The organism is Ralstonia edaphi (assembly GCF_958350185.1).
GTDB classification, from domain to species: Bacteria; Pseudomonadota; Gammaproteobacteria; order Burkholderiales; family Burkholderiaceae; genus Ralstonia; species Ralstonia edaphi.
This window is the reverse complement of sequence record NZ_CATWHI010000002.1, coordinates 538,644-552,621: the sequence shown is the minus strand read 5'-3', so window position 1 is coordinate 552,621 and position 13,978 is coordinate 538,644. Positions and strand designations below refer to the sequence as shown.

Annotated in this window: 14 protein-coding genes; 8 read left to right on the top strand and 6 right to left on the bottom strand. The window is 64.9% G+C overall.

The features are described from left to right. Position 1 precedes the first annotated feature (1 nt). Both R2669_RS07780 and R2669_RS07775 read right to left on the bottom strand, forming a co-directional pair. Positions 2 to 1,111, bottom strand: a complete 1,110-nt coding sequence (locus R2669_RS07780) for an ABC transporter permease (RefSeq protein ID WP_316899504.1) — start codon at positions 1,109 to 1,111, stop codon at positions 2 to 4. Beyond that, positions 1,104 to 2,618 (bottom strand): ABC transporter ATP-binding protein, encoded by a 1,515-nt coding sequence (locus tag R2669_RS07775; RefSeq protein ID WP_316899972.1) that lies wholly within the window; start codon positions 2,616 to 2,618, stop codon positions 1,104 to 1,106. The genes R2669_RS07780 and R2669_RS07775 overlap by 8 nt, the downstream gene beginning before the upstream one ends. A gap of 485 nt (positions 2,619 to 3,103) precedes the next feature. On the opposite strand from R2669_RS07775, the gene R2669_RS07770 reads away from it, so the two are divergent. The 8 genes from R2669_RS07770 to pcp all read left to right on the top strand — a co-directional run bounded on the left by R2669_RS07770 (position 3,104) and on the right by pcp (position 10,693). Beyond that, positions 3,104 to 4,318, top strand: a complete 1,215-nt coding sequence (locus R2669_RS07770) for a multidrug effflux MFS transporter (RefSeq protein WP_316899502.1) — start codon at positions 3,104 to 3,106, stop codon at positions 4,316 to 4,318. 275 nt (positions 4,319 to 4,593) lie between these two features. Beyond that, positions 4,594 to 5,241, top strand: a complete 648-nt coding sequence (gene pxpB / locus R2669_RS07765; RefSeq protein WP_316889604.1) for a 5-oxoprolinase subunit PxpB — start codon at positions 4,594 to 4,596, stop codon at positions 5,239 to 5,241. Then, positions 5,238 to 6,287 carry a 5-oxoprolinase subunit C family protein gene (locus tag R2669_RS07760; protein WP_316899500.1) on the top strand — a complete coding sequence of 350 codons (1,050 nt, stop codon included), beginning with the start codon at positions 5,238 to 5,240 and terminating at the stop codon, positions 6,285 to 6,287. The genes pxpB and R2669_RS07760 overlap by 4 nt, the downstream gene beginning before the upstream one ends. A gap of 19 nt (positions 6,288 to 6,306) precedes the next feature. Further along, on the top strand, positions 6,307 to 7,050 hold the full coding sequence (gene pxpA, locus R2669_RS07755; RefSeq protein ID WP_316899498.1) for a 5-oxoprolinase subunit PxpA: 744 nt from the start codon (positions 6,307 to 6,309) through the stop codon (positions 7,048 to 7,050). Between the two features lie 55 nt (positions 7,051 to 7,105). Next, positions 7,106 to 7,843, top strand: coding sequence for a DUF969 domain-containing protein (locus tag R2669_RS07750; protein WP_316899496.1), 738 nt, complete (start codon positions 7,106 to 7,108; stop codon positions 7,841 to 7,843). A gap of 3 nt (positions 7,844 to 7,846) precedes the next feature. Next, positions 7,847 to 8,803: a DUF979 domain-containing protein gene (locus R2669_RS07745; protein ID WP_027680963.1), complete on the top strand. Its 957-nt coding sequence runs from the start codon at positions 7,847 to 7,849 to the stop codon at positions 8,801 to 8,803. Positions 8,804 to 8,941: 138 nt separating this feature from the next. Beyond that, positions 8,942 to 9,967, top strand: a complete 1,026-nt coding sequence (locus R2669_RS07740) for a TRAP transporter substrate-binding protein (RefSeq protein WP_260771743.1) — start codon at positions 8,942 to 8,944, stop codon at positions 9,965 to 9,967. Positions 9,968 to 10,045: 78 nt separating this feature from the next. After that, a complete protein-coding gene (pcp, locus tag R2669_RS07735) occupies positions 10,046 to 10,693 on the top strand; it encodes a pyroglutamyl-peptidase I (protein WP_316899495.1) in 648 nt (215 codons plus the stop codon). Between the two features lie 25 nt (positions 10,694 to 10,718). Here the strand turns inward: pcp and R2669_RS07730 are convergent, their stop codons facing one another. From R2669_RS07730 to R2669_RS07715, 4 genes are all read right to left on the bottom strand, one after another. Then, the gene (locus tag R2669_RS07730) at positions 10,719 to 11,438 is read right to left on the bottom strand and encodes a ribonuclease E (protein WP_316899493.1); all 720 of its coding nucleotides are present in this window, start codon (positions 11,436 to 11,438) and stop codon (positions 10,719 to 10,721) included. 184 nt (positions 11,439 to 11,622) lie between these two features. Continuing rightward, positions 11,623 to 12,255 (bottom strand): DUF2968 domain-containing protein, encoded by a 633-nt coding sequence (locus R2669_RS07725; protein ID WP_316899492.1) that lies wholly within the window; start codon positions 12,253 to 12,255, stop codon positions 11,623 to 11,625. A gap of 35 nt (positions 12,256 to 12,290) precedes the next feature. Further along, positions 12,291 to 12,698, bottom strand: coding sequence for a hypothetical protein (locus R2669_RS07720; RefSeq protein ID WP_316889597.1), 408 nt, complete (start codon positions 12,696 to 12,698; stop codon positions 12,291 to 12,293). A 396-nt stretch (positions 12,699 to 13,094) separates the two neighbouring features. Continuing rightward, positions 13,095 to 13,847 carry a PAS domain S-box protein gene (locus R2669_RS07715; protein WP_316899490.1) on the bottom strand — a complete coding sequence of 251 codons (753 nt, stop codon included), beginning with the start codon at positions 13,845 to 13,847 and terminating at the stop codon, positions 13,095 to 13,097. Between the last annotated feature and the right edge of the window lie 131 nt (positions 13,848 to 13,978).

Here is a 13,978-nt window from a genome sequence, read left to right as displayed (position 1 = left end):
ATCAGTGGTGCGCGCGCCAGCGCAGGCGGTATTCGATGAGCGTGTCGCAGGCGAGCAGGAAGAACAGCAGCATCCCCTGGAACACTCCGGTAATGGCCGACGGCAGCCCCAGGCGCGATTGCGCAAGCTCGCCGCCGATATAGAAGAGCGACATCACGATCGCGCCCAGCACGGTGCCGACCGGATTCAGACGCCCGACGAACGCCACCACGATGGCCGCAAAGCCGTAGCCGGGGGAAATGGATGGCAGCAGTTGCCCGATCGGCCCGGTGACTTCGAAGGCGCCGGCAACGCCTGCCAGGCCGCCCGACACCAGCAGCGCCGTCCACAGCGCCGCCCGCGACGAGAAACCTGCATAGCGCGCGGCTTGCGGCGCCAGGCCACCGACTTGAAGGCGATAGCCCGCAAAGCTGCGAAAGACGAACAACGTCATCGCCGCCGTCATCACGAGCATGAACAGGAAGCCGACGTGCAGGCGCGTGCCGGCCACGAGCGTCGGCAGAACGAATGCGCTGTCGAACACGATCGACTGCGGGAAGTTCATGCCGTTCGGGTCTTTCAACGGCCCGTTGACCACGTACAGCAGCAGCAACTGCGCGATGTAGGTGAGCATCAGCGAGACGAGGATTTCGTTGGCATGAAAGCGATCGCGCAGCAGCGCGGTGATCGCCGCCCACAGCGCACCGCCAATGAGGCCGGCAACGATGGCCAGCACCAGCGCAACGCCGCCGGGGATGGCGGGCGTCGGCGTATCGAAGTAGATGATGGTGGCCGCTGCAAAGATGCCGCCCACGATGAGCTGCCCCTCCGCGCCGATGTTCCACACGTTGGCGCGATAGCACACCGACAAGCCCAGCGCGCACAGCACCAGCGGCACGGTCTTGAGCAGCACTTCACCAATCGCCCGCTTGCTGACCAGCGGTTCGACCAGGAACACGCGCAGGCCCGCCACCGGATCCTTGCCGAGCAGCGCGAACAGCAGCAAGCCGAACACCATCGTCAGCACCAGCGCGATGAGCGGCGAGGCGTAGGCCATGGTGCGCGACGGAATGGCCCGCAGCTCGAGCGAAACCGGCAGCGCCAGGCGGCTGCCATGCATGACATCAGCCATGGACTACCTCCGAGCTGGCGGCGGCCGGCGCCGACGCTTTGTCCCACATGCCGCTCATCCACAGGCCGATCTGTTCGCGGTCGGTGGCGTGCGTGGGCGTGGAGGGCGAGAGGCGCCCATTGGCGATCACGTGCAGGCGATCGCACAGCGCAAAAAGTTCGTCGAGTTCTTCCGACACGATGAGGATGGCGCAGCCCCCCGCCTTGAGCGCGAGGATTTCGTTGTGGATCTGCGCCGCCGCGCCCACGTCGACGCCCCAGGTGGGTTGCGCCACGATGAGCACGCGCGGCGCGCATTCGATTTCGCGGCCGACGATGAATTTCTGCAGGTTGCCGCCCGACAGGCTTTTGGCCAATGCATCGGGGCCGCCAGCCTTTACGCCAAACCGGCTGATGATGGCGGTAGCCAGCTTGGCGGCGGCTTTCTTGTCGATGAGCCCGCCGCGCACCTGCGGCGCACGCTGATGCGTCAGCAGCGTATTCGCTGCCAGCGACAGCGAGGGCACGGCGCCGCGCCCCAGGCGCTCTTCCGGCACGAACGACAGCCCGCGCTTGCGGCGCGCACGCGGGTCCAGCTTGGCGACCGGCTCGTTGCCGATGCTGATGGTCTGTGCCGACGCGCGGGTGTCTTCGCCGGACAGGGCTGCCAGCAGTTCCTGTTGCCCGTTGCCCGATACGCCTGCAATGCCGACGATCTCGCCGCTGCGCAATTGCAGGGCGATGTCACGCAGCTCCGTCGCAAAGGCGTGGGCCTTGGGCAGCGACAGGCCGGCCACCTCCATGCGCACCTCGCCCGGTGTGGTCTGGGGGCGCAATTCGCGCGGAGGCTCGCCACCGATCATCATGCGCGACAGCGACGCCGCCGTTTCCTGGCGCGGGTCGCACACGCCCGTGACCTTGCCCATGCGCATCACCGTGGCGGTGTGGCACAGGGCCTGGATCTCGTCGAGCTTGTGGCTGATGTAGAGGATGCTCGTGCCTTCTGCGGCCAACTGGCGCAGCGTCACGAAGAGCTTTTCGACGGCCTGCGGCGTCAGCACCGAGGTCGGCTCGTCAAGGATCAGCAGGCGCGGCTTAGTGAGCAGCGCGCGCACGATTTCCACGCGCTGGCGCTCGCCCACGGAAAGCGTATGCACATGGCGATGCGGCTCCAGCGGCAGGCCGTATTTCTCGCCCGTGCTGCGCACCTGGTCAGCCACGTCGCGCAGGTCGGTGCCTGCGGGCAGGCCGAGCAGGATGTTCTCCGCCACCGTGAGCGTGTCGAACAGCGAGAAGTGCTGGAACACCATGGCGATGCCCAGCGCGCGCGCCTGGTGCGGATTGGCGATCTCGACGCGCTGGCCGTCGAGCTGCATCTCACCGGCGTCAGGCTGCACCGCGCCGAAGATGATCTTCATCAGCGTCGACTTGCCGGCGCCGTTTTCGCCCAGCACGGCGTGGATCTCGCCCGGCGCGACAGTCAGGCTGACGCCGTCGTTGGCGACCACGCTCGGGTAGCGCTTGGTCATGCCCGTCAGCGACAGGCGTGGTGGGAGTGGTGTCACAACAGTTGGCTCGTGGTTTCCGTGCCGCTCACCGTGCGGATATGCATCGGAGGCGGTCTCTTTTTGGGTGTTGACGACACTTCACAACAGGCAACGCCGACGCAGGTTCGCGCCGACGCATCGCAGCAATCATCATGGTTGAGTGATGCTTGCCATCAGCCGCAAATTATATCGTTCGGCATCGCGCCGGGCGGCGATTTCGGCCCGCTTGCGCCTGCCTCGTACGAGGGGTGGCGGAGTGCAAATCCCGTGCCGGGCGCATTGGGGCCATTTGCCGGTTGCAGCTTGTCATGCCGACGTATGCAGGTGGCACGCGCAGCCCTCGGGTGGGGCGCGCAGGCCGTCTTGCACCTGCCCGGTGCGCGCACGCGGCGCGCCGCTTTGCGCTACAGTTCTCGGTTTGCTCCGGCGCGGGCCTCCCGTCTGCCGGCGCGTCAAGTTCTCCCTTCATGACTGCTCCCGCTCCCGCACGATCCCGCATGCCCGGCCCAATCCCTGGCTGGCTCCTGCTGCTTGGCGCGCTTACGGCCATCGGCCCGCTGTCGGTCGACATGTACCTGCCGAGCCTGCCAACCATCGCGCGCGATCTGAATACGTCGTCGGCTGCGGCGGGGCTCACGCTGACCGTTTTCCTGATCAGCCTTGCAATCGGCCAGCTCATCTACGGCCCGGCCAGCGATCGGTTTGGCCGCAAGCCGCCGCTCTACATCGGCCTGGCGATGTACGTCGCAGCCTCCATCGGCTGCGCCTTCGCCAAGGACGCCACGATGCTGGCCGTGCTGCGCGGCGTGCAGGGGTTTGGCGGCTGTGCGGGCATGGTCATCGCGCGTGCTGCCGTGCGCGATCGCATGGATCCGGCCGGTGCCGCACAGGCGTATTCGACGCTGATGCTGGTGATGGGCGTGGCGCCCATTCTGGCGCCGATGATTGGCGGCGCGGTGCTGCAGTTCGCAACGTGGCGCGTCATCTTCGCCTTGCTGACGGCATTTGGGGTGCTGTCGCTGGTGGCGGTGCATTACCTGATGCGCGAGTCGCTGGCGCCTGAGCAGGCGCGCAAGCTGGCAGTCGGCCACGTGCTGCGCGACTACTGGGAGCTCCTGCGCGATCACCACTACGCTGCCTATATGTGGTGCGGGGCGGTGTTTCTGTCGGGCATGTTTGCGTACATCACCGTGTCGTCGTTCGTGCTGATCGATGGTTACGGGCTGACCCCGTCGCACTATGCATGGGTGTTCGGCAGCAATGCGGCCGGGATGATCGCCGCCTCGCGCGTCAATGTGCGGCTGGTGCGCAAGTATTCGCCGGCGCGCGTGCTGCGGCGGGCGCTGTGGGTGCCGGCCATCACGAGCGTGTTGGCCGCCGCGGCGGCTGCGGCAGGCTTTACGCCGCTGCCGCTCGTGCTCGCGGCGCTGTTCTGCTACATCGCGTCGATCGGCTGCATTTCACCTAACACCGGCGCGCTCGCAATGGCGGGGCAGGGCGCGCGTGCGGGGACGGGCTCGGCGCTCATGGGCGCCATGCAATTCGGCCTGGGCATGGTGACGGGCACGGTGGTCGCCGCCATCGGGCAGACCGCACTGCCGCTGCTGGGCATGATGGCTGTGTGCGCCATCGTCGCGCTCCTTCTGGGCCTGCGCATCACGCGCGAAGAGCCCGCCGCCTGACTCTCACTTCCGGTCTCGATCTACGCCTCTTGTTCTAGGGGCGTCTTCATCCTTTCATATGACTTTGGCATAACATGCCCGTCACGCTGATCGTGTTCGGCACCTATGATGAGTGCAGCCGGACCGCGTTCAGCACCGACTTGGCCCTGAGTGACTAAGGGTTACTTCTTATACAGAATTTATCGACAATTTATTAACGTATCGCTTTCGTTTTCAAACGCGCGTCGTTTTGCCGGGATCTTCCCGCCAACGGTGCAGACGAGACGGGGGTTAAGTTGCAGTGCACGATTCACCGGCTGGGCGAACTCGCGCTGTTGTGCGAAGTGCCGCCACCGGCCACCCTGAATTGCCAGCAGCGGATCTGGGCCATGGCGTCGCGCGCGTCCAACTGGGCGGGCGTGGTCGACGTGGTGCCCGGCATGAACAACCTCACGCTCGTGTTCGGCCCGCTGGCCGATGCGCAGCGATTGACCACCCAACTGCGCGAAGCCTGGGACGAAAGCCAGGCGCTGGTGGCCGACGGCAAACTCGTCGACATCGAAGTCGCCTATGGCGGTGACGAAGGTCCGGATCTGCGCGAAGTCGCCAAGCACACCGGCCTGAGTACGGCTGAAGTCGTGCGCCGCCACACTGCGCCGGAATACATCGTCTATTTCCTGGGCTTCCAGCCCGGCTTTGCCTACATGGGCGGGCTCGACAAGTCGCTCGCCACACCGCGTCGCGCCGAACCGCGCATGGCCGTGCCGGCTGGCTCGGTCGGCATCGGCGGCGAGCAGACCGGCATCTACCCGGCCGCATCCCCCGGTGGCTGGCAACTGCTTGGCCGCACAGACGCGGCGCTCTTCATGCCGCAGCGCAATCCCCCCACGCTGTTGGCGCCTGGAGACCGCATCCGCTTTGTTGCCTCGAAGGTGCGCGCATGAGTTCGAAACCCCAACCCATGATCGAGATCGTGCGGGCCGGCGTGCTGGCGTCTGTGCAGGACCTGGGCCGCACCGGCTATCGCCGCTTTGGCGTGTGCACGTCGGGCGCGCTGGATCCGCTGTCGCTGTATGTCGGCAACCGCCTGGTCGGCAACCGCAGTGATGCCGCGGGCATCGAGTTCACGCTGGGCAACGCCACGCTTCGCTTCCACGCCAATGGATTGATCGCGCTGACGGGCGCCGATTGCCGCGCCACGCTCGACGGCGCGCCGGTCCATGCATGGCGCGCCATTCCCGTGCAGCGCGGTCAGACGCTGACATTGCGTGTGGCGCAGGGCGGCGTGCGCGCGTATCTCTGCGTGGCCGGCGGCATCGATGTGCCGGAGATGATGGGCTCGCGCAGCACCGATCTGAAAGCCGGCTTCGGCGGCTTCGAAGGCCGCCCGCTCAAGGACGGCGACAGGCTGCCCGTGCTGCCCGCCGATACGACGTATGCCCCTGACATCAGCGGTGACATCGTTGCCGTGAAGGCAGCCCGCTGGACGTTCGACCGCGCGCAGAAGGACACGCCGGTCATGCGCGTACTGCCCGGTCCTGAATACGACGATTTCGTTGCCGACGCACAAGCCGCATTCTGGGAATCGGACTGGACGCTCACGCCCAACAGCAACCGCATGGGCTTTCGCCTCCAGGGGCCGGAACTCCAACGCAAGAAGCAGCGCGGCGGCGATCTGCTCTCGCACGGCGTGGTGCCGGGCGTGATCCAGGTGCCGCCGTCCGGACAGCCCATTGTGCTAATGGCCGATGCGCAAACCACCGGCGGCTATCCGAAGATCGGCTCCGTCATCCTGGCCGACCAATGGCGCCTGGCGCAGATTCCGCTCGGTACGCGCGTGCGCTTCGAGCGTGTGACGCTGGAAGAGGCCGAAGCCGCCCGCGCCGACGTGGCACGGTATCTGCAGCAAATCGAAACCGCGCTGGACTGGCAACGCCAAGGCATTCTGTCGAGCGCGCATCGCACCGCCAAGACGCGACTGAACGCCTGATGCACCGGAAGACAACATCATGACTGCAATTGATCTGAACGCCGACCTCGGCGAAGGCTGCGATACCGACGAGGCGCTCCTCACCCTGGTGAGTTCCGCCAACATCGCCTGCGGCTGGCACGCCGGCGACGTCAACACGATGCGCCAGACGGTGAGCTGGGCGCTGCGCCAGGGCGTTTCGATCGGCGCGCATCCGAGCTTTCCCGATCGCGAAAACTTTGGCCGTACTGAAATGCACCTCCCGCCGGATGAAATCTACGCGGGCGTGCTGTTCCAGATCGGTGGCCTTTCGGCGATCGTGCGTGCGCAGGGCGGCAAGCTGGCGCACGTGAAGGCGCACGGCGCGCTGTACAACCAGGCTTCGCGCGATCGGCCGCTGGCCATGGCGATCGTGCGCGCGATCCGTGATTTCGATCCGTCGCTGGTGGTGTTTGGCCTGGCGGGCGGTGAGCTGGTCAAGGCCGCGCGTGAACTTGGCCTGCAGGCCAAGGAAGAGGTGTTTGCCGATCGCGGTTACAACCCGGACGGCTCGCTCGTCAAACGCGGCACGCCCGGCGCCCTCATCGACAGCGAAGATGCCGCGCTGGACCAGACGCTGACGATGGTGCGCGAGCAGCGCGTGAAGGCCATCGACGGCACGTGGGTTCCGATCCGCGCGGAAACGGTTTGTCTGCACGGCGACGGCGCGCATGCGCTGGCGTTCGCGCGACGCATTCGGGAACGGCTTGGCAGCGAAGGCATCGCTGTCCGTGCCGGCGCCTGAGCCACGGCCCCGTCCTTCCAGCGGGGCTTTTTATTAACTTGGGGGGAAGCACCACATGGGTACGGCAGTGAATCTATGGCCGCTGATCGGGGTGGTCGTCATCATCGCGGGGTTCATCCTGCGATTCAATCCGATGCTGGTGGTGGCTGTGGCCGCCATCGCCACCGGTTTTGCGGCATCGATGTCCATCGAACAAATCCTGACGGCGATCGGGACGGGCATCATCAAGACGCGGACCTTGCCGCTGATCATCCTGCTGCCGCTCGCGGTGGTGGGCCTGCTCGAGCGCCACGGCTTGCGTGAACACGCGCAGAACTGGATTTCGCGCATTCAATCGGCCACCGTTGGCCGTCTGCTGATCGTCTACCTCGCCGTGCGCGAGCTGACGGCAGCTGCCGGTCTGACGAGCCTCGGCGGTCATCCGCAGATGGTGCGTCCGCTGCTGGCCCCGATGGCCGAAGGCGCCGCCGAAAACCGTTTCGGCAAGCTGCCGGCGCCGGTGCGCGAACGCCTGCTGGCCTTCTGCGCCGCCACCGACAACGTCGGCCTGTTCTTCGGCGAAGACATCTTCGTGGCCTTCGGCGCCATCGCGCTGATGCACACGTTCCTGCTCGGCTCGGGCATCGACGTGGAACCGCTGCATATCGCCGTGTGGGGCATCCCGACTGCGGTCTGTGCGTTCCTGATCCACTCGGTGCGCCTCAAGCGCCTGGACGGCTGGCTTGCCCGTGAAATGGGTAACCAGCGCGGCGCCGCCGGCAATACCAACACGGCTGCGGCCAAGCAGGGGTAAGCCATGATTCTGTCGATCAACTATCTGTACTGGCTGGCCGGGATCATCCTGACGATCACCGCGCTGATGACCTTTGCCGACAAGAACCACCCGCGCCGCTGGACCACGGGCCTGTTCTGGGCGATCTTCGCCGTCATCTTCCTTGTTGGCGACAAGCTCCCGCCCATCGTGGTGGGCGTGGGTGCCGTGGTGATGGCACTGCTGGCCGGCACGGGCGGCGTGACGCTGGGCAAGCACGGTGAACTGCCGGCGGAAGAGCGCCGCGCATCCGCCAAGCGCCTGGGCAACCGCCTCTTCATTCCGGCGCTGACCATTCCGCTGGTCACCGTCATCGGCAGCGTATTCCTGAAGGACGTGAAGATCGGCGGCGATTTGCTGCTCGATCCGAAGAACCAGACCTTCGTCTCGCTGGGCCTGGGCTGCATCATCTCGCTGGCGCTGGCGTGCTGGTTGACGCGTGACACGCCGGTGCAGGCGATGCGTGAGTCGCGTCGGCTGACGGAGTCGCTCGGCTGGGCGCTGGTGCTGCCGCAGATGCTGGCCATGCTGGGTCTCGTCTTTGCCGATGCCGGTGTGGGCAAGGCCGTGGCGCACCTGACCACCGCCTACATCAACATGGACTATCGCCTCGTCGCGGTCATCGTCTATTGCGTGGGCATGGCGTTGTTCACCGTCATCATGGGCAACGGCTTTGCGGCGTTCCCGGTCATGACGGGCGGGGTGGGGGTGCCCATTCTGGTGGGCGTGTTCCATGCCAACCCCGCCGTGATGGCGGCGATCGGCATGTTCTCGGGCTACTGCGGCACGCTGATGACCCCGATGGCGGCGAACTTCAATATCGTGCCCGCCGCGCTGTTGGAGTTGTCCGATAAGAACGCTGTGATCAAAGCGCAAGTCCCGACCGCGCTACTGTTGCTTGCAGCCAATATCGTGCTCTTGTACTTCCTGATGCTTCACTAATCGTGTTTAATGCGACGCGTGCGGTGCGCGTCACGCTGGCGGTTCTCAGCCGGCAGACGCCACCGAGCGCGGTCGCTGCCCGCGAGACAAGGGCACGCGGTCGTAGACCTCGCATCGTGCTCTTCTCCGGGGGGATTCATGAGCAGCCAGATGACGAGCGGCCGTTCCATGTCGGGACGCCGCTTTTTTTGTGTTCTCGCAGCCAGCGCGCTGTCGTTGATTTCCGCCGCGCAAGCCCGTGCGGAAACGCTCCGAGTGGCCACGCCGTATCCGGCCCTCAATTTCCATACGCAAAACCTGCAGGCCTTCGCAAGTGCCGTCAGCAGCGCCACCAATGGCGGGCTCAAGCTTGAGGTCTATCCGAACGGCACGCTGCTCAAGCCGGCCGCCATCTTTGACGGCGTCAAGGACGGCAAGGCCGAGGCGGGCGAAGTGATGCTGTCGACGTTGGCCCAGCGCGATCCGCTGTTCGGCGTAGATTCGATCCCCTTCGTGGTATCGGGCTACAACGATGCGCGCCTGCTGTGGGATGCCTCGCGCAGCCACATCGAAGCGTTGATGAAGGCCAACGGATTGCGTCTGCTGTACGCCGTGCCCTGGCCGCCACAGAACCTGTATTCCGAAACACCGATTGCCCGTTTGTCTGACCTGAAGGGACATCGTTTGCGCACGTATAACGCGGCGCAAAAGCGCATTGCCGAGTTGTATGGCGCGCAGGCCGTGCAGGTGGAAGCCGCCGATCTGACCGCCGCGATTGCCGGTGGCCGCATCGACACCATGGTCACCTCGCCGTCCACCGGTCTGGAGACGAAGGCCGGCCAGCGCATGACCTACTACTACAAGGTCAATGCGTGGATTCCCAAGAACGCCGTGTTCGTGAACGAAGCGCGCTTTGCCAAGCTCCCGCCCGCAATGCAGCAGACGGTGCTGAAGCTCGCCAAGGATTACGAAACGCGCGGTTGGGATTCCAGCCGCCAGACCTACGAGCGCGATGAAGCCGAACTCGCCAAGACCGGCGTGCGCGTGCTCAATCCCGACGTGACCCTGCAAGGCGACATGCGCCGCCTGGGGGAGCGTCTGACGCGTGAATGGCTGCACACCGCGGGCACGGAAGAAGTCGACATCCTGTTGAACTTCGAGAACAAGCGCAGCAAGGCAAACTGACGCCGCAACGCGCTTGGGCATGATGTTCGACGGACGTTTATCATCGTTTTTGTCTTACGCAGCAAGCAGGAGAACGTCATGCCTACCGTCCTCGTCACCGGTTTCGATCCGTTCGAGAACGAACCCATCAATCCGTCGTGGGAAGCCGTGCGCACCCTCGATGGCCAGGGAATCGCAGGCGCCGACATCGTCGCGCGCCAGTTGCCGACCATTTTTGGCGAGTCCAACAAAGTGCTCGGCAAGTTGCTGCAGACGCTGCAGCCGGATGTGGTGATCGCCGTGGGGCAGGCCGGTGGCCGTGCCGAGATGGCGATCGAGCGCATCGCCATCAATGTCGACGATGCGCGCATTGCCGACAACGCCGGCAAGCAACCGATCGATATCGCCATCGCGAGTGACGGGCCGGCCGCGTATTTTTCAACGCTGCCGATCAAGGCCATCGTGCGCGAACTGCGTGCGGGCGGTGTTCCTGCGTCGGTTTCGCAGACGGCGGGCACCTTTGTCTGCAATCACGTCTTCTATGGGTTGATGCACGCCATCGCCCGCCACAAGCTGCCCACGCGCGGCGGCTTCATCCACATCCCGTATCTGCCGTCGCAGGCGGCCAAGCACCCGGGGCAACCGAGCATGGCGCACGACACCATCGTCGCCGGGCTGCGCATCGCCATCGAGACAACGCTGCGCACGCTGCACGACGTACGGGAAACCGGCGGCCAGCTGCACTGAGCCGGCGCGGCGGCACGCGCTCCGGTCAGTCCGTGAAGCGCGTATGTCGTTGCAGCTCAATGCGCACCGGCGTGCCCGGCGCCGCATAGGCGGAGGTGATCGGTGCCGTGTCGGTCGTGGGCCATTCGACTTCGATGGCCGCGGGCGCTTCGTCGTGCAATACGGGCGAGCGCTGCAATTCGGGCGCCGTCTTCGCGTGCGCGACGGGCTGCGGCAATGCTCGCGGTCGTATTCGTTTCACCGGCAATTGCGTCAAGGCTGGTGGTGCTGCAGCGAGGACCGGCGCGGCAACTTCCGTTTCGTCGAGCGCCATGTCGGGTGCCTGGACAACGTTGGTCGCGGCTGTGGTAACGCCTTCGGATTCTGTAGCTTCGCTGGTTTCCGCAAACGTCGCAGGAGAATATTCGAGCGGAAGAGACGGTACGGTCTGCGGGGCGATGGCGGCCACGGTTGCTTGATCCAACCCTGCGGCTGGCTGCCGATGTTGCCCGGTCTGCCAGCCAAGCAGTGCGGCCGCCAACGTGCACGCCATGCCAATCGACAGCCCGGTCATGCGTCGACGCCACTGCCCACGGCCGGCTGTGCCGGTGTCACCGCACGTGTGGGCTACCGGATCGGACGATGCGCTGACCTGTGCCGCGGCGCTGGGCGGCGCGCTGTCGAGTGCAGGCCCGAAGGGCGGCGGCATACGCACCAAGCCCGGTAGGCGCAGGTGTCCGTCGATGATGAAGTTGGGGGATTCCACGTCCGTCTCCGCTGATGGCCGCAGCGCGCATCCAAGCTGGCTGCGCGAGCAGGCGCCATGCTAAGCGGCAGATGGACGGTGGTCGATCAGATTGGTCTTAACTCGATGCGTGCTGCATCAAAGGCGGAGAGGTCGCTGGCCCGCCGCAGCTGCGCCAGGCCAGGAAGGTGAATGCCGCAGACCTTTACGGTGCCGGCGACCAGTGCGGATCGTTGAGCTGTTTTTCCAGCAAGCGGATCTGCTGCTGCAGCGATTCGACCTGGGTCTGGTACGCGCGGCGCTCGATGTCCAGTGCCTTCGTTTCCTGACGCATGGTTTGCTGTTCGGTCAGCATTTTCTGGCGCTGCGCCTGCATGATGCGCACTTCCTGGCTCAGGGATGCGGCGCGCTGCTGTGCCGCCTGGGCTTCGCGCTCCAGTTGCGCTTTCTGGCCCGCCGTGACGGCGCGGCGCAGATCGTCTTCGGCCCAGGTACGGGTCTGGCCGGCCAGCGTTTCGTACGCGCCCTCGGCCGGAGCGACCGACGCAAATTTGTACACACGCCACAGTTCTTTGCGATACGACAGCGCGACGTAGGCCGTGGTGTCTTCGTTGACCAGCAGCAGGCTCGTGCCGTAGTCGCCGTTGTAGGTCGTGCGCAGTTCGGTCAGGCGCTTCTGCGCCAGCAATTGCTGCAGTTCAGCGACGGTGCCGCCCGACGCAGCCGTGGACACTGCCGGCGCTTGTGGTGCACTAACTTGCGCGTGGACGAGGCCGGCGCCCGCAACCGAGGCTGCGGCAACGAACGTGAGGACGGTTCGGCGGAGTACGAGGGACATCGCAAAGTTCAGAAATCGGAGGCGACGCGACTATATCAGCTTTGTGCGCCCGGCCCCGCAGCCAGCGTACCGATTTGACCTTCCGTCGCCTTTGAATCATGGCGGCGTCGCGCCTCGGCCACGATGCACTGCCATTCGCTGAAAGAAACGCGCTCGCGGAACATCTCGATCAGGAAGTCGCCGACGTCCTGATGCCGCTTTGACGTGCCAAGCTCGGCTTTCAAGCGCCGCAACTCTCTCTGCAAACGCGTGACGCGAGCCCGTGCGTTGGCCTGTTGCAATGAGCCGATGGGGAATGTTCTTACGGATGCTTCGGCCGCTGCCAACGCTCGCACGAGGTCGGCGCGTTGCTGCTGAAGCGATTCAAACTCGCGCTGGAGTTCACGGCTGCCGTCTGGGGAGGGGGATTGCGATTGCTCGGGGCGAGCGATGGCATGGCGCACGTTGGGGCCTCCTGCGATGGGTTGGTATCCCGCTCTCTGACGCCAATCAGGGTGGCCGGGCACAAGGTAGAGTTGGCGTACCGGTATCGCAGGCAACCGGCGAGCGCGAGCGCTCCCCCACCAAGGCCCGACCATAGGAGGCGCTTGATGTACGGGCGTAAAAAAACCGCCAACCGGCGGTCGTACCCGCCTGCGATATTCTCGGACGCCAATCCGAGGTCACGTTGTGTGCGTGACGGGCCGCAGTATAGCCCAGGGGGCATGCCCTATTTGTGCCAGATGGTGATGCAACGATGGGGTGGCCGGGCACAAGGCGAGGTTGGCGTACCGGTGACAAAGGAAACCGGCGAGCGCAAACGCTCCCTTGCCAAGGCCCGGCCATGAACAAAGCGGGTATCAGCGGCTCTGCATCTCTTTGAGCCACAGGCTCATCAGCCCAGCGCGGCCACGCACGCCGAACTTGCGATAGACGCTCGTGATGTAAGAGTGCGTGGTCGACGTGGCCAGACCGAGCTGTTCCGCAATCTGCTTTTCTGCGGCTTCAGTCAATAACAACTGCAATACCCTGGATTCATGAGGCGCGAGACGCGCCTGCAGTTGCGCCAAGGGACTGTGCTCGGCCGCCGTTCTTGTTGCGGTGACGTTACGTGCCACGCCGATGCGGAGCCGATGCTCCACGTTCCACTGTGCGGACCACGACAAATGGACATCGGTGCCAAGCTGGTGCCGATAGCGATTCTCAAATCCGGTGCACTTGACGCCAGCCTGAACGCGACCCGCTTGCTTTTGCGTTCTGTCGCGGTCGTCAGGCGCCACGAGTTCGAGCATGGTTTGCCCAAGCAGGTCGGAGGGGCGGTAACCAAGAATGTCTTCCCACGCAGCATTGGCGTGACGGATCCGCCCACGCTCGTCGACCAGAAAGACGCCATCCGGAAGACTATCGGCCAAAGCGATCGCGCTTACATCCTTGAGGACTTCCATGGTTTGACGCGTTGAGTTGCAATACAAAAGAACCGATGCCAAAGCGCCAATGCGCATGACCAATGCGTGGTCGCCATCCCGGATAGCGGCGATATGACAGCGCTGCCAGAACTTGCCGCGCTTTGGAAAATGTTGATCTAAGCTCGTTGCACCCAATTGCAGCCGCATGAACGGCGTCTGCTGGCGGGTTCATACCTCTAATTAGCAGGGTGCCAGCCAGAATAGCGTCTGCTATCGTTTCCGACAATATTCGGCATCAGCATCAGGCCTGATAAAAAGTTCAGCGCCCGTGCGGTTCC